The organism is Sorangium sp. So ce448, from assembly GCF_051520915.1.
Taxonomy (GTDB): Bacteria; Myxococcota_A; Polyangia; order Polyangiales; family Polyangiaceae; genus Sorangium; species Sorangium cellulosum_B.
On the sequence record NZ_CP150343.1, the window covers coordinates 2,409,965 to 2,422,866 of the forward strand.

The 12,902-nt window shown below is 70.5% G+C and carries 14 protein-coding genes; 11 read left to right on the forward strand and 3 right to left on the reverse strand.

Features of this window, described 5'->3' with window-relative positions:
• Positions 1-187 precede the first annotated feature (187 nt).
• Positions 188-1,033, reverse strand: coding sequence for a shikimate dehydrogenase (locus tag WMF45_RS09205; protein WP_437716564.1), 846 nt, complete (start codon positions 1,031-1,033; stop codon positions 188-190).
• A 47-nt stretch (positions 1,034-1,080) separates the two neighbouring features.
• On the opposite strand from WMF45_RS09205, the gene lepB reads away from it, so the two are divergent.
• Positions 1,081-1,815: a signal peptidase I gene (lepB, locus tag WMF45_RS09210; RefSeq protein WP_437716565.1), complete on the forward strand. Its 735-nt coding sequence runs from the start codon at positions 1,081-1,083 to the stop codon at positions 1,813-1,815.
• 9 nt (positions 1,816-1,824) lie between these two features.
• Here the strand turns inward: lepB and ftsH are convergent, their stop codons facing one another.
• Entirely contained in the window at positions 1,825-3,648 is a 1,824-nt protein-coding gene (gene ftsH, locus WMF45_RS09215) for an ATP-dependent zinc metalloprotease FtsH (RefSeq protein WP_437716566.1), read from the reverse strand.
• Between the two features lie 202 nt (positions 3,649-3,850).
• Here ftsH and WMF45_RS09220 point away from each other — a divergent pair, with 202 nt between their 5' ends.
• From WMF45_RS09220 to WMF45_RS09230, 3 genes are all read left to right on the forward strand, one after another.
• The gene (locus tag WMF45_RS09220; protein WP_437716567.1) at positions 3,851-4,375 is read left to right on the forward strand and encodes a hypothetical protein; all 525 of its coding nucleotides are present in this window, start codon (positions 3,851-3,853) and stop codon (positions 4,373-4,375) included.
• 65 nt (positions 4,376-4,440) lie between these two features.
• Positions 4,441-4,683 (forward strand): hypothetical protein, encoded by a 243-nt coding sequence (locus WMF45_RS09225; protein ID WP_012234278.1) that lies wholly within the window; start codon positions 4,441-4,443, stop codon positions 4,681-4,683.
• Position 4,684: 1 nt separating this feature from the next.
• Entirely contained in the window at positions 4,685-5,353 is a 669-nt protein-coding gene (locus WMF45_RS09230) for a sigma-70 family RNA polymerase sigma factor (protein ID WP_437716568.1), read from the forward strand.
• A 36-nt stretch (positions 5,354-5,389) separates the two neighbouring features.
• Here WMF45_RS09230 and WMF45_RS09235 read toward each other — a convergent pair whose 3' ends face one another.
• Positions 5,390-5,809 carry a hypothetical protein gene (locus tag WMF45_RS09235; RefSeq protein ID WP_437716569.1) on the reverse strand — a complete coding sequence of 140 codons (420 nt, stop codon included), beginning with the start codon at positions 5,807-5,809 and terminating at the stop codon, positions 5,390-5,392.
• Positions 5,810-6,033: 224 nt separating this feature from the next.
• Between WMF45_RS09235 and WMF45_RS09240 the strand changes: the two genes are divergently transcribed.
• The 7 genes from WMF45_RS09240 to tgt all read left to right on the forward strand — a co-directional run bounded on the left by WMF45_RS09240 (position 6,034) and on the right by tgt (position 12,712).
• Positions 6,034-6,798, forward strand: coding sequence for an SDR family oxidoreductase (locus tag WMF45_RS09240; RefSeq protein ID WP_012234280.1), 765 nt, complete (start codon positions 6,034-6,036; stop codon positions 6,796-6,798).
• A gap of 357 nt (positions 6,799-7,155) precedes the next feature.
• Positions 7,156-7,368 (forward strand): (2Fe-2S)-binding protein, encoded by a 213-nt coding sequence (locus WMF45_RS09245; RefSeq protein WP_437328430.1) that lies wholly within the window; start codon positions 7,156-7,158, stop codon positions 7,366-7,368.
• A gap of 198 nt (positions 7,369-7,566) precedes the next feature.
• Positions 7,567-8,037, forward strand: coding sequence for a bacterioferritin (gene bfr, locus WMF45_RS09250; protein ID WP_437716570.1), 471 nt, complete (start codon positions 7,567-7,569; stop codon positions 8,035-8,037).
• Between the two features lie 210 nt (positions 8,038-8,247).
• Positions 8,248-9,603: a sigma-54-dependent transcriptional regulator gene (locus WMF45_RS09255; RefSeq protein WP_437716571.1), complete on the forward strand. Its 1,356-nt coding sequence runs from the start codon at positions 8,248-8,250 to the stop codon at positions 9,601-9,603.
• 395 nt (positions 9,604-9,998) lie between these two features.
• Positions 9,999-10,406, forward strand: a complete 408-nt coding sequence (locus WMF45_RS09260; RefSeq protein ID WP_437716572.1) for a response regulator — start codon at positions 9,999-10,001, stop codon at positions 10,404-10,406.
• 9 nt (positions 10,407-10,415) lie between these two features.
• The gene (queA, locus tag WMF45_RS09265; protein ID WP_437716573.1) at positions 10,416-11,540 is read left to right on the forward strand and encodes a tRNA preQ1(34) S-adenosylmethionine ribosyltransferase-isomerase QueA; all 1,125 of its coding nucleotides are present in this window, start codon (positions 10,416-10,418) and stop codon (positions 11,538-11,540) included.
• The gene (tgt, locus tag WMF45_RS09270) at positions 11,537-12,712 is read left to right on the forward strand and encodes a tRNA guanosine(34) transglycosylase Tgt (RefSeq protein WP_437716574.1); all 1,176 of its coding nucleotides are present in this window, start codon (positions 11,537-11,539) and stop codon (positions 12,710-12,712) included. Before queA ends, tgt begins: the two co-directional genes overlap by 4 nt.
• Positions 12,713-12,902 lie beyond the last annotated feature (190 nt).

A 12,902-nucleotide genomic window follows, 5' to 3' on the forward strand; every position in this document is an offset into this window, starting at 1 on the left:
CGCCGGAAGCCTACGCGTGGCGCCCGTCCTTGGCCATTGCTCGGGAAGCCGTGCGCATGGCGCAGAGCGGCGATCGCCGCGCGCCTTGACCGACCGGACAGGCGCCGGACAGCGCGGGACGTCGCGCGCGTCAGCCGAGCTCAGCGCGCGACGCTTCGTCCGTGGCGTCGAGCGGCGGCTCCGCGCGTCAGCCGAGCTGAGCGCGCAGCGCTTCGTCCATGGCATCGAGCGGCGGCTCCCGCCCGGTGTACAGCCGGAACTGCTCTGCAGCCTGGTGGAGCAGCATCCTCCCGCCGTGAACGGCGGTCGCTCCGCGCCGACGCGCCGCCGCCACGAGCTCCGTGATCATCGGTTTGTACACGATATCCATCACCAGGAGACCTTCCCGCAACACCTCCTCCGGGACAGGGCTTCGCGGATCGACCTCGGCCATGCCGAGCGACGTGGCGTTCACGAGGACGCCGTGGTCGGGCGAGAGCGCCGCTGCGTCGAGCGGCACGGCCGCCCCGCCGACCGCCGCCGCGAGCTGCCGCGCCTTCTCGAGATCGCGGTTCGCCACCGTGACGCTGGCGCCGCGCTCCGCGAGCCCGAACGCGACCGCGCGCGCCGCGCCGCCGGCGCCGAGGAGCAGCACCCGCGCGCCCCCGAGCTGCGTCACCTCCTCGAGCGCCCGCACCGCGCCGATCCAGTCGGTATTGTAGCCCCTGAGGCGCCCGTCGTTGTTCACGATCGTGTTGACCGCGCCGATCCGCTCGGCGACGGGATCGAGCTCGTCGATCCATGGAATTACCGCCTGCTTGTAGGGCATCGACACGCCGAGGCCGCGGATCCCGAGCGCGCGCATCCCGCGCGTCGCGCCTTCAACATCGGTCACCGCAAAAGGGATATAGGTAAAATCGAGTCCCAGCGCGCGGTAGCCGGCGAGGTGCATGGCGGCCCCTGTCGTTACCGGATGACGCGACATTGATCCGCAGAGTGTGAGGCGGCCCGGAGCTTGGGAGAGTGGTGCAGTCGATGAAGTGCAGCCGTGCATGCAGCGAAGCTGGCTTGTCTCGAGCGCGGATGCTAGCCCCGCCAGAGATGAGCGAGCCCAGCGTTCCCGGGCCGGCGGTGGAGGCCGCGGCGGTGTGCCTCCAGCCCGACAAGGCCGGACTTTTCATGCTTCGATCCGATCGCGCGTTCGCGCGGCGCGCCTACCAGACGGTCGCGCCGTTCGGGCGGAGCCTCCTCAAGGTCCTCGCGGCGCTCGCGATCCTCACGCTGGGTCGCTCGACCCTCGCGGACCAGTACCACGTGCCCACCGGCTCGATGTGGCCGACGATCGCCCCGGGCGATCGCATCCTTGTCGACAAGGTCGCCTACGGGCTCCGCGTCCCGCTCACGGATCACTACCTGTTCGAGCGAAGCGGACCGAGCGCCGGCGACGTGGTGCTCTTCGCGGATCCGCGCGGCGGGTCCACCCTCCTCGTCAAGCGCGTGATCGCGCTCCCGGGCCAGACGGTGATGCTCCGGCAAGGCGTGCTGTACGTCGACGGTGCGGCGCAAGCTCTCGAGCAGCTCGTGGACGGCACGAGGGTGGAGCACCTCGGCGAGGTCACCCACGCGGCCGGCGAGCCCGACTTCGACGCGTTCGGTCCTGTCGTCGTCCCGCCGGACCACCTCTTCGTGATGGGCGACAACCGCGCCGCCTCGCTCGACAGCCGGGCGATGGGGGCGGTGCCGAAAGAGCTCCTGCGCGGCCGCGTGCTCCGCGTCGTCTATCACCATGATGCCGCGGGCTTCGATCTGTCCCGCGCGCTCCGGAGCGTCGACTGAGCGGCTGTTCTAGGCTTCTCCTCTTGCCACCATCTCCCTGAGCTCATCGCCGCTCAGGGTCTCGACCTCGTAGAGCCGGGCGGCGACGCGCTCGAGCGTCGGCCGGTGCCCCTGGATCAGAGCGCGCGCCCGCGCCTCCGCGTCCGCGAGGATCCGCGCGACCTCCGCGTCGATCGCGCGCGCTGTCGCGTCGCTGCACTCCCGCGGCCCTGCGCCGGACGGCATCGCGCCCTGCGCTTCCCCGAGGAACGACAGCGGCCGGCGCGGATCGAGCGCCGAGAGCCCGAGCCCCTGGCCCATCCCGAGCTCGCGGACCATGCGACGCGCGAGCTCGGTCGCGTTGAGCAGATCGTCCTGCGCGCCGGTCGAGAGGTCTCCGACGGCCTCCTCCTCGGCGACGCGTCCGCCCAGCAGCACGACCAGCCGATCGAGGATCTCCTGCCGGCTCCACAGGTAACGATCCTCGCGCGGCTGCTGGATCGTGTACCCGAGCGCGCCCGGCCCCCGCGGCACGATGGATACCTTGCGCACCGGATCCTGCGTCGGCAGCAGCGAGGCGGTCAGCGCATGCCCCACCTCGTGGTAGGCGACGACGAGCTTCTCGTGCGCTCCGAGCCGCCTGCCACGGCGCTCGAGCCCGGCGAGCCCGCGCTCGATCGCCGCCTCCAGGTCGCCCTGTCCCACCGCCTCCGCGCCGCGCCGCGCCGCGAGCAGCGCCGCCTCGTTGACGATGTTCGCGAGGTCGGCGCCGACGAGCCCCGCGGTCTGCGCGGCCACGGCGTCGAGATCCGCGCCAGGATCCAGCGTCACCTTCCTCGCGTGCACCGCGAGGATCTCCTTCCGTTCGGCGAGGTCCGGCCGGTCGACGTGCACCCGGCGGTCGAACCGCCCTGGCCTGAGCAGCGCCGGATCGAGGATCTCGGGGCGGTTCGTCGCGGCGATCACGACCATGGCCGTGTGCGCGTCGAACCCATCCATCTCGGTCAGGAGCTGGTTGAGCGTCTGCTCTCGCTCGTCGTGGCCGCCGACGGACCCGCCGAGGCCGCGCACCTTGCCGACCGCATCGAGCTCGTCGATGAACACGAGGCAGGGCCCCTTCTCCCGCGCCTGCGAGAAGAGGTCGCGCACGCGCGCGGCGCCGACGCCGACGAACATCTCCACGAACTCCGACCCGCTTGCGCTGAAGAAGGGGACGCTCGCCTCTCCCGCGATCGCCCGAGCGAGCAATGTCTTGCCCGTGCCGGGTGGCCCCACGAGGAGCACCCCTCTGGGCATCCGCCCGCCGAGCTTCTCGTAGCGCTCGGGCGCTTTGAGGAAGTCGACGATCTCGCCGAGCTCCGTCTTCGCCTCGGCGTTGCCGGCGACATCGCGGAACGTCGCGATCGCGCCCCGCTCCTCGTAGAGCCGCGCCTTGTGCTTGCCGAAGGCGGTCGCGGCGCCCGAGATGGTCCCTGCCGTCGTCGCACGGCGCGACGCGAGGTGGCCCATCGCGGCCAGACCGGCGAGCGGCAGCAGCAGCCAGAGGTACGGCGGCAGCCCCAGCTCGTCCGCGACGCGCGTGTACGGGATCCCTCGCCGGTCGAGATCGGCGAGCAGATCCTTCTCGGTCTGCTCGATGCGCCCCGTGCGGTAGCTCTGCGGCGCGCGCGCGCTCAGGCCCGGCACCGCGCGTCCGATGTACATGTCATCCCGGATCTCGATCTCGGCGAGCTCTCCGCTCTGCGCGAGCGAGCGGAAGCGCGCGTAGGGGATCCGGCCGTCGGACGCCGCCATCACCTGAAGCAGCAACGCCGAGCCGAGCACCAGGACGAGAACAATCCAGAGCGACCGCATGCTCCCGCCTCCGCACGGACAGGCGACATGGCCGGCAAGACCGACCTGTCGTCACGGTGCGCCCTGCACGGAGCCTGCCAAGGCGGCCCGTGCACCCTCGCGGCAAGCGCGGCAAGCCGACGGGGCGCTCGATCCGCCGCGCAGCGCCGAGCGCGCCCGGCGCGGCATGGACGCCCGGCGCGAGCCGATCAACCCTCGCTGCATGGGGAGAGCTCTTTTCTTGCTCATGGTCACGGGTCCGTTGTCGACGTTGCTGCTCGGGTGCGGAGGGGCCTTGCCGCCTCCGATCGAGCAGCCCGAGCCAGTGCGGTCGGAGGAGCCGTCGCTGACGGCCGAGCCCACGAGCGATGCCGCCCAGGGCGCCGAGGCGCGGGAGGCAGACGCGGAGCCCGTCGGGGCGGCGCCGGCGCCGCCGCGCCGCGACGACTCGGTGCCCGACGACTACGCGCTCATGCATGGCGACTGCGTGGATCTGGGCAAGCGGCTCACAGTGCTCACGCGCTCGGAGCAGGTCGCCGCGCTCAGCGCCAAGCTCACGGCGGAGCAGCGGGGCGAGACCGAGAAGAAGATCGACGCCGTCGCGGCCACGCTGGGGGAGCAGTACGCGCAGTCGTGCGAGCAGAACGTCGGCAAGAGCGTGGATCCGAGATCGCTCAAGTGCGCGTTCGACGCGCGGACCGTCAGGGCGTTCGAGGCCTGCCTCAACGAGCCGCCGCCGTCCAAATGACGCATCGGCGACGCGGCGAGCGGCGGATGACGGCGCGCTCGGCGGAGATATAATGGGCGTCTCCCATGGACGCTTCACTCCTCGATGACCCCTGGATCGCCGCTCAGGTCGACGCCGCCGTGGCGCCTTACGTGGGGCGCCTGCCCGCGCACGAGATCGCGTGGATGCGCGAGCAGCTCGTGGAGGTCTTGCTGCACGACGAGGAGGCGAGCCGCCTCCTTCGGCGCGCGCATCCGCGCGAGGTCGACGAGAGCGGCGAGCGGGCGTTCGGGGTGCTCGGCGCAGCGGGGCGCGCCAAGGCGGGATAACGTGCGCACTCCGGAAGACCGGCTCCTCGCCGAGGGGCTCGACCTGCTTCAGCTGGTCGCGAAGCGCATCGCGCGCCGTCTGGGCCGCCGCATCCCGGTGGAGGACCTCGTCGCGCTGGGGCACCCGGCGCTGCTCGAGATCGTGCGGACACACGATCCGAGCCGATCCACCTTCGAGGCCTACGCCAAGCGGAAGCTCCGGTGGGCCATCTTCGACGGCGTCCGGAGGGAGACGCGCTGGCGTTCCGCGGCCGCGCGGGCCAGCGCGCTCGCTGCGTCGGCGCGCTTCGCCGAGGGACGCGGGGCGGACGACGACGCCGACGCGCCTGCCACGCAGGAGGCCTACGCCGCGCGGCTCGGCGATCTGCTCGCCGGGCACGCGGCCGCGATGGCGCTCGGCCTGCTCTCGAGTCACGGGGACGTCGCCGCCGTCCCCGACGCCGCGGACGACCCGGAGGAGCACGCCTCTCGCGCCGAGCTCGCGCAGGTCGTGCGTCACGCCGTGCGCGAGCTCCCGGAGCGCGAGCGCGCCCTCGTGGAGCGCCACTACTTCGACGACGAGCGCTTCGATCAGATCGCGCAGGATCTCGGGATCAGCAAGAGCTGGGCGAGCCGGCTGCACAGCCAGGCCATCGAGCGGCTGGGCGAGCTGCTCCGCACGGCGCGCTGAGGCGCGGGCGCCTCGCCGCCCGCCGGCGGATGCCGGTCAGCGCTGGCGGCTCTGGTACGAGCGGAGATAGGGGGCCCGCTCGTCGTCGCTGACCGGCTCGTTGCTGATCACCCGGTGGTCGCGCGGCAGGAAGTACACGAGCCGGACCGTCATGTGGTCTTTCGCGACGGTCAGCTTCCCCTTGCGACGGAGCTCCGCGGCCTCCTCGAAGCTCTGCGCCTTCGGATCGTAGGCGATCATGTGCAGATCGGACCCGAACGGCTTGGGCAGCTCTTCCACCTCGACGATCTTGTAGATGCGGATCCCTCCGCTCTGCTCGGCGGCTGCGACCACGGCGCCGATCACCAGATCCTTGCCCGTAGGATCGGAGGTCTCGGGCACCGGGGGGGCGCGGTCACATGCAGGCGCGAGCGTCAGGATGCCGGCGCACACGGCGGCGAGCGCGATCGACCTCATGGGCGCTGAATAACATCGATGCCACCCGGCGCAAGCGGCGACCGCGCTGGTACGCGGGGTACGCGGGTTGCGCGGTTACACGGATTGCGCGGGGGCCTGCAGGCCGCGCGGGGGTTGCGGGCGTTGGTGGCGCGCTGCCACGTCGTCCGCCGCCTCGCGGTGGTGTCGTGGTAGACGGCGCGTTCGACACGGAGATCGGGAGCGATCCCTGGAGGAGTGCGATCATGCGACTCGAGGACACGAAGTTCGTCGTCACAGGTGCTGCCCAGGGGCTGGGTCGCCACTATGCGCTGCGGCTCGCGGAGCTCGGGGGCCAGGTCGCCGCCGGCGACATGAACGAGGAGGGGCTCGCGTCGCTCGTCGAGGCGAGCAAGGGGCTCGCCGGCAAGGTCCACGCGCGGGCGGTCAACGTGGCGGTGGAGGCCGAGGTGGAGGCGTTCGTCCGCTTCGCGCACGAGGCGATGGGCGGCCTGAACGGCCTCGTGAACAACGCGGGCATCCTGCGGGACGGCCTGCTCGTCAAGAAGGACCGCCAGACGGGCGCGGTCGTCAAGCTGAGCGCGGCGCAGTGGCAGGCCGTCATCGACGTCAACCTGACGGGGGCCACGCTCATGGTCCGCGAGGTCGTCGCGAAGATGATCGAGACCGAGCAGAAGGGGGTCATCGTCAACATCAGCTCCATCGCGCGCCACGGCAACCGCGGCCAGTCGAGCTACACCGCCGCGAAGAGCGCGCTCGCGGCGAACACGAAGACCTGGGCGCTCGAGTTCGCGCCGTTCGGCATCCGCGTCGGCGCCGTCGCGCCCGGCATGATCGAGACGCCCATGACGCAGGGCATGCACCAGAAGGCGCGCGACGCCTTGGTCGCCATGATCCCCGTGGGCCGCATCGGCGTGCCCGAGGACATCTGGCAGGCCGTGCGCTTCGTGATCGAGTGCGAGTACTTCAACGGCCGCTGCATCGACGTCGACGGCGGCCTCACGATGTGACGCCGCCGCGCGGCCGACCGCTCCGCGGTGGGCGTGCGTCCGCGCCTCGCCGCTAGCCCGCGCTCGCGCGGCGTCGTCTTCCGCCGGTCTGACCGGCTGCATCGCTGCCCGATCCCTCTTCCTCATTCCCCGGTGCTGCGGTGGCGCTCGACCGACCGAGCGCTGCTGGGCGGGTTCCGTTCGTCGGCCGGCCGAGCGCTGCTCGGCGGGTTCGACCGAGCGCTGCTGGCTCGATCCAAGGGGATCTCGGACCACGAGCCAAGGCGGCGATCCGCCCAGGCGACATTCCCCTTGACGCTCCGATATTGAAAGCTATGTTCAATATCAATCCAACCCGTTACGTAGCCGGGGGTCTGCATGTACGTCTGCCTCTGCATGGGCGTCTGTGATCGAGAGATTCGTGAAGCGATGAGCGAGGGCGCCTGCTCTGTTTCGCAGGTCATGGAGTGCACGGGCGCCGGTACGCGCTGTGGCTCCTGTCGGTCGACGATCGCCGAGCTTGTCGGCGAGCGCGATGGCGCTTCGACGCCGCGTCGCCTGGTGATGGCGCCGGTCTCCAGCGCAGCTTGATCCTCCGGATTGACCGGCAACAGCCTCAATGCCCTGGTTTCCGTCGGAAGCGACGGCGGTGGCACCTGTTTCCTTAGAAACTTCTTGCGCACCTCCACGGACCTCGCGCATTTGTGCGGGGCGCTGGCGTTCTAGCCAGCGTCCCCCGCCTGATAGGGGCGGGGTCCGCACGACAGGCATGAGCGCGAGAGGGGTCCGATGAAGGGTGCAAAAGACATCGTTGATGCGTTGAACGAGGTGCTTGCCGGAGAGCTCGTTGCGATCAACCAGTATTTTCTGCACGCGAAGATGTGTTCGCACTGGGGCTTCGTCACGCTCGCTGCGCACGGGCGCGCCGAGTCGATCGACGAGATGAAGCACGCCGATGCGATCATCGATCGCATCCTCTTCCTCGATGGGCTCCCCAACCTGCAGCGCCTGGACACCCTGCACATCGGGCAGAGCGTGCCGGAGCAGTTCAAGAGCGACCTCGATCTGGAGTACCACGCGGTCAAGCGGCTCAACTCGGCGATCGCCCTCTGCCGCGACAAGGGGGATCGCACCAGCGAGGATCTGCTGGCCAAGATCCTCGAGTCCGAGGAGGAGCACATCGACTGGCTCGAGACACAAATCGGGCTGATCGAGAAGCTTGGCGAGACCGCCTACCTCGCGCAGCAGATCCGCGAGTAGGGTAGGGTGAGGGCCGTCCCTCGCACAGGGAGCGTCCCCCGTGCACCTTCTGGCGGCGGAGGTCGTGCTTGACGTACGATGCTCTGGACGCATGTCCAAGGCGCCGCGGACGACCGTGCTCGCGCGCTTACGCGCCAGCGCGGCACGTCGGTCGTGATCGTCGCGCCGCGCTCATTTCCCGGAGGCGGATGAGCGCGGCGGGGGAAATCCATGTCGAAGATTCTTGTCGTCGATGACCAGCGGAACATGCGGACCACGCTCGCGATGATGCTGCGTGGCGCCGGGTACGAGGTCGATGAAGCCGCGGACGGCAGCCAGGGCGCCGATCTGGGCGCCAAGGGGGCGTACGACGTCGTGCTCACCGACCTCCGGATGGGCGGCTTCGACGGGATCGGCGTCCTGCGCGCGGTGAAGGAGTCGAACGCGAACACGGAGGTCATCGTGATGACCGCGTACGGCACCATCGAGAGCGCGGTGGAGGCGATGCGGCTCGGCGCGTTCGACTACATCCAGAAGCCGTTCTCGGAGCAGGAGCTCCTCGTGAAGGTCGAGCGCGCGATCCAGAACCGGAAGCTCACCGGCGAGGTGCAGCTGCTCGCCAGCGAGTTCAAGGAGCGCTACCGGTTCGAGAACATCGTCGGCCGCTCGCAGGCGGTCCGCGAGGTGCTCGGCCGGATCGTCAAGGTCGCGCCGACCGACGCGACGGTGCTCATCACCGGCGAGAGCGGCACCGGCAAGGAGCTCGTCGCCAAGGCCATCCACGCCAACAGCAAGCGCGCCGACCGCCCGTTCGTGCCGGTCAACTGCGCCGCCATCAGCGAGACGCTCCTCGAGAGCGAGCTGTTCGGCCACGCGCGAGGCTCGTTCACGGGCGCGATCTCGGCCAGGAAAGGGCTGTTCGAGGAGGCCGACGGGGGCACGTTCTTCTTCGACGAGATCGCCGAGACCCCGCTCACCTTCCAGGCGAAGCTGCTCCGCGCGATCCAGGAGAACGAGATCCGCAGGGTAGGCGAGAACAAACCCATCAACGTCGACGTGCGCATCATCGCCGCGACGAACCAGGAGCTCCTGACAGCGGTGTCGGAGAAGCGGTTCCGCCAGGACCTCTACTACCGGCTGAACGTCGCGCGCTTCGTGCTCCCGCCGCTCCGCTCGCGTCGCGAGGACATCCCGATCCTCTGGGAGTTCTTCCTGGAGAAGTACAACCGCAAGATGAGCTGCCGCGCCCGCGCCGCGGACGGCGTCGTCGAGGCGCTGACGCAGTACGATTTCCCCGGCAACATCCGCGAGCTCGAGAACATGGTCGAGCAAGCGGTGGCCCTCTCCGGCGGCGGCCTCATCAGCGTCGACGACGTGCTGCCCGCCGCGGTGCAGCCGAAGCGCGCGCCCGAGGCCGGTGGCAGGCTGCTCGCCGACGTCGTCGACTGCGCCGAGCGCCAGGCGATCGAGGCCGCGCTGCGGGAGTGCGACGGCAGCCGGGAGCGCGCCGCCGAGGTGCTCGGGATCAGCGCGACCACGCTGTGGCGCAAGATGACCCGCCTGACGATCACGTATCCCCCGGGCTGAAACGGCGCCCAGATGCCGGGCGCCTGCCATCGCCCACCGGCCGGGCTCAGCAGCTCGCTCCCATGGCACACAGCGACCTCAGGCGGACCGCGCTCGACGGGCGCTGCTCCCCGCGCACCGCGACCTGCTGCCCGTCGAGCTCAGCCTGCATTCCTCCGTTGGGGTCATATGGATGCGGCCGCTCGATCCGAGCAAACCATCTGACTCAGCAGTAAATCGAGGGAGCTAGCCTACGCGAGATTGCATCTTTGCAATGATGCAGCGTCGGGATTTGCCTTAGTGCAATGAGGCGTCTGATGTAGACTGTGCTCTTCTGTTTCACTTTAGCGTCGGCAACCGCAACGCGTCGATTCGGGAACTTGGCCCGGTGATTGCTAGACAGGTAGGCGTATTGGATGGCGGCGATCGCCGCAGGAGGACGCTTAATGGCCCGCATGCTGATCGTGGACGGTGAGAATTCCCAGCGTCGCGCTCTTTCGGCAGGGCTAAGCGTCGAGGGGTTCGAGGTCGTGTTCGCCGCCTCGTTCCAGGATGCGCTTTTCACCCTCGGCTCGTCCCCGATCGATGTGGCGATGATCGATCTGATGATGCCGGACCTGAACGGCCTCGAGCTCGCGCGCCACATCCGGCATGCGTTCCCGAGGGTGCGGGTCGTGCTCTCCAGCGCGTATCACCTCTCCGCGCGCCAGGTCGAGCGCGCCGACTGCGGCGCGGTGGCCTTCGTCCCCAAGCCTTACCAGGTGGGCGAGATCTGTCGCTTCCTCCGCGCCAAGACGAACGTGCTCACGCCCGCGTCGTGCTAGTAGCGCGGCGTGCGCTGCGAGCTGCTCGACTACGAACTCCCTGAGGCGCTGATCGCCTCGCGGCCCCCCGAGGAGCGCGACGGAGCGAGGCTCCTCCTGGTCGATCGCGGCCGCAGAGCGGGCGAGGTGGAGCACGCGGCGATCCGCGAGCTCGACCGGTACATCGAGCGCGGCGCGCTCGTCATCGTCAACGACACGAAGGTCGTCCCCGCTCGTCTGTTCGGAAGGAAGCGCGGCACAGGCGGGCAGGTCGAGCTCTTCCTGCTGCACCGGCTGGACGGGCCGCCGGCCGGCGCGGAGGACCTCGGCGGATTGCCGCAGGAGAGCGCGCCGCGGTCCGAGCGCTGGCGGGCGATGGGGCGCGCCTCCAAGCCGATACGCCCGGGATCGGTGCTCGATATCGAGCGCGACGGCGCGCTGGTCGCGGAGGTGCTGGAGCGCGCCGAGGACGGCGTGCTCACGGTGCAGCTCTCCTCGCCCGCGGGGCTGTCCGTCGCCGCTGCGATCGATGCGTACGGGCACGTCCCGCTCCCGCCCTACCTCGGCCGCGGCGACGACGCGTCCGATCGCGAGCGGTACCAGACCATCTTCGCCCGGGTCCCAGGAGCGGTCGCCGCGCCCACGGCGGGCCTCCACCTCTCTGCCGGCCTCGTCGAGCGGCTCCGCGCGAACGGGGTCGAGATCGCGAGCGTCACGCTGCACGTCGGCCTCGGCACCTTCCAGCCGGTCACGGTCGACGATCTCGACCTGCACCCGATGCACGCGGAGGTTTACTCGATCCCGGACGCGACCGCGGGCGCGATCGCGGGGGCGCGCGAGCGCGGCGCGCCGGTGTTCGCGATCGGCACCACCGTGGTTCGCGCGCTGGAGTCGGCCGCCGATCCGGCCCGCGCAGGCCTCGTGCGGGCGCAGTCCGGGGAGACGCGCCTCCTCATCCAGCCGGGCTATCGGTTCCGCGTGGTCGACGCCCTGCTGACCAACTTCCACCTGCCGCGCTCGACGCTGCTCGCGCTGGTGTTCGCCTTCGCCGGCCGCGAGCGCACGCTCCTCGCGTACCGCGCGGCGATCGACGCCGGCTACCGCTTCTACTCGTATGGTGACGCCATGTTGATCCGTGGGGTGGACGCGCCATGAGCCGGACGCCTGGCTTCTCCTTCTCCGAGCTCGCGAGGGACGGGCATGCCCGGACGGGCGTGCTGTCCACGCCGCACGGCGACGTGCTGACCCCGACGTTCATGCCCGTCGGCACCCAGGGCAGCGTGAAGACGTTGACCCCCGGCGAGGTCGCCGCGACCGGCGCGAGGATCGTCCTCGGCAACACGTACCACCTGTGGCTCCGCCCTGGCCCCGAGCTCGTCGCGCAGCTCGGCGGCCTGCACGCGTTCACCCGCTGGCCGCACGCGATGCTCACGGACTCCGGGGGCTTCCAGGCCTTCTCGCTCGCCGAGCGGCGCACCCTCGTCGAGGACGGCTTCGTGTTCCGATCGCACCTCGACGGCGCTCGCAAGGCGCTCACGCCCGAGGTCGCGATGGAGGTGCAGGGGCTGCTCGGGGCCGACATCGCGATGCAGCTCGACGTGTGCCCGCCGGGCGGCGCGCCGCGCCCGGAGGTCGAGGAGGCGTGTCGCCTGACGACGCGCTGGGGGAAGCGCTGCCTCGCCGCGAAGCACCCGAGCCAGGCGCTCTTCGGCATCGTGCAGGGCGGCACCTCGGTCGCGCTGCGCATGGCGCACGCCGATGAGCTCGGCGCCTTGCCGTTCGACGGGCTCGCCCTGGGCGGCTTCTCCGTGGGCGAGCCGATCGCGATGATGCACGAGGTCGTCGCTCAGATCGGGCCGCACCTCGACCCGACGCGCCCCCGCTACCTCATGGGCGTGGGGACGCCGCTCGACCTCGTGCACGCCATCGGCGCCGGGGTCGACATGTTCGACTGCGTGCTCCCCACCCGGAACGCGCGGAACGGGCAGGCGCTCACGCAGTACGGCAAGATCGTCATCAAGCAGGCCCGCTACAAAGAAGATCGTTCGCCGCTCGATCCGACCTGCGCTTGCCCGACCTGCGCCGGCGGATACAGCCGCGCGTACCTGAGGCACCTCTACATGGCCGGCGAGATCCTGGTGCTGCGCCTGCTGACGGAGCACAACCTCCACCTCTATGGCCGCCTGATGCGAGAAGCGCGCGCGGCGATCGCCGAGGGGAGGTACGCGGCGTTCGCTCGCGCGTGGCTCGGCGCGAGCGGCGCCGGTAATGCCAACGACGCGAACGACGCGAACGAGACGGTGGCCGCTACCGAGTCGACCGAGTGACCCTACATCGTCGCCATGGCCTCTTCGATGCGTTCGCGGAGCGCGTGCAGCGGGCGCCGTCGTGCCGCCGGCGCATCGCCTGCGCTGCCCGGAGGGTTCCGGAGTACCATGGGCGGATGGTGAGCTCTCGCCTCTGGCGTCGGGACGCGCGCTCGGATCCGCGCGCATCGGGCGGCGTCCTGGCCGCGCT

Bases quoted from the DNA above. Each gene is read 5' to 3' on its own strand.
- WMF45_RS09205 (WP_437716564.1), bottom strand. From the start codon at position 1,033: ATGCACGGCTGCACTTCATCGACTGCACCACTCTCCCAAGCTCCGGGC.
- lepB (WP_437716565.1), top strand. From the start codon at position 1,081: ATGAGCGAGCCCAGCGTTCCCGGGCCGGCGGTGGAGGCCGCGGCGGTG.
- ftsH (WP_437716566.1), bottom strand. From the start codon at position 3,648: ATGCGGTCGCTCTGGATTGTTCTCGTCCTGGTGCTCGGCTCGGCGTTG.
- WMF45_RS09220 (WP_437716567.1), top strand. From the start codon at position 3,851: ATGGGGAGAGCTCTTTTCTTGCTCATGGTCACGGGTCCGTTGTCGACG.
- WMF45_RS09225 (WP_012234278.1), top strand. From the start codon at position 4,441: ATGGACGCTTCACTCCTCGATGACCCCTGGATCGCCGCTCAGGTCGAC.
- WMF45_RS09235 (WP_437716569.1), bottom strand. From the start codon at position 5,809: ATGAGGTCGATCGCGCTCGCCGCCGTGTGCGCCGGCATCCTGACGCTC.
- WMF45_RS09240 (WP_012234280.1), top strand. From the start codon at position 6,034: ATGCGACTCGAGGACACGAAGTTCGTCGTCACAGGTGCTGCCCAGGGG.
- WMF45_RS09245 (WP_437328430.1), top strand. From the start codon at position 7,156: ATGTACGTCTGCCTCTGCATGGGCGTCTGTGATCGAGAGATTCGTGAA.
- bfr (WP_437716570.1), top strand. From the start codon at position 7,567: ATGAAGGGTGCAAAAGACATCGTTGATGCGTTGAACGAGGTGCTTGCC.
- WMF45_RS09255 (WP_437716571.1), top strand. From the start codon at position 8,248: ATGTCGAAGATTCTTGTCGTCGATGACCAGCGGAACATGCGGACCACG.
- WMF45_RS09260 (WP_437716572.1), top strand. From the start codon at position 9,999: ATGGCGGCGATCGCCGCAGGAGGACGCTTAATGGCCCGCATGCTGATC.
- tgt (WP_437716574.1), top strand. From the start codon at position 11,537: ATGAGCCGGACGCCTGGCTTCTCCTTCTCCGAGCTCGCGAGGGACGGG.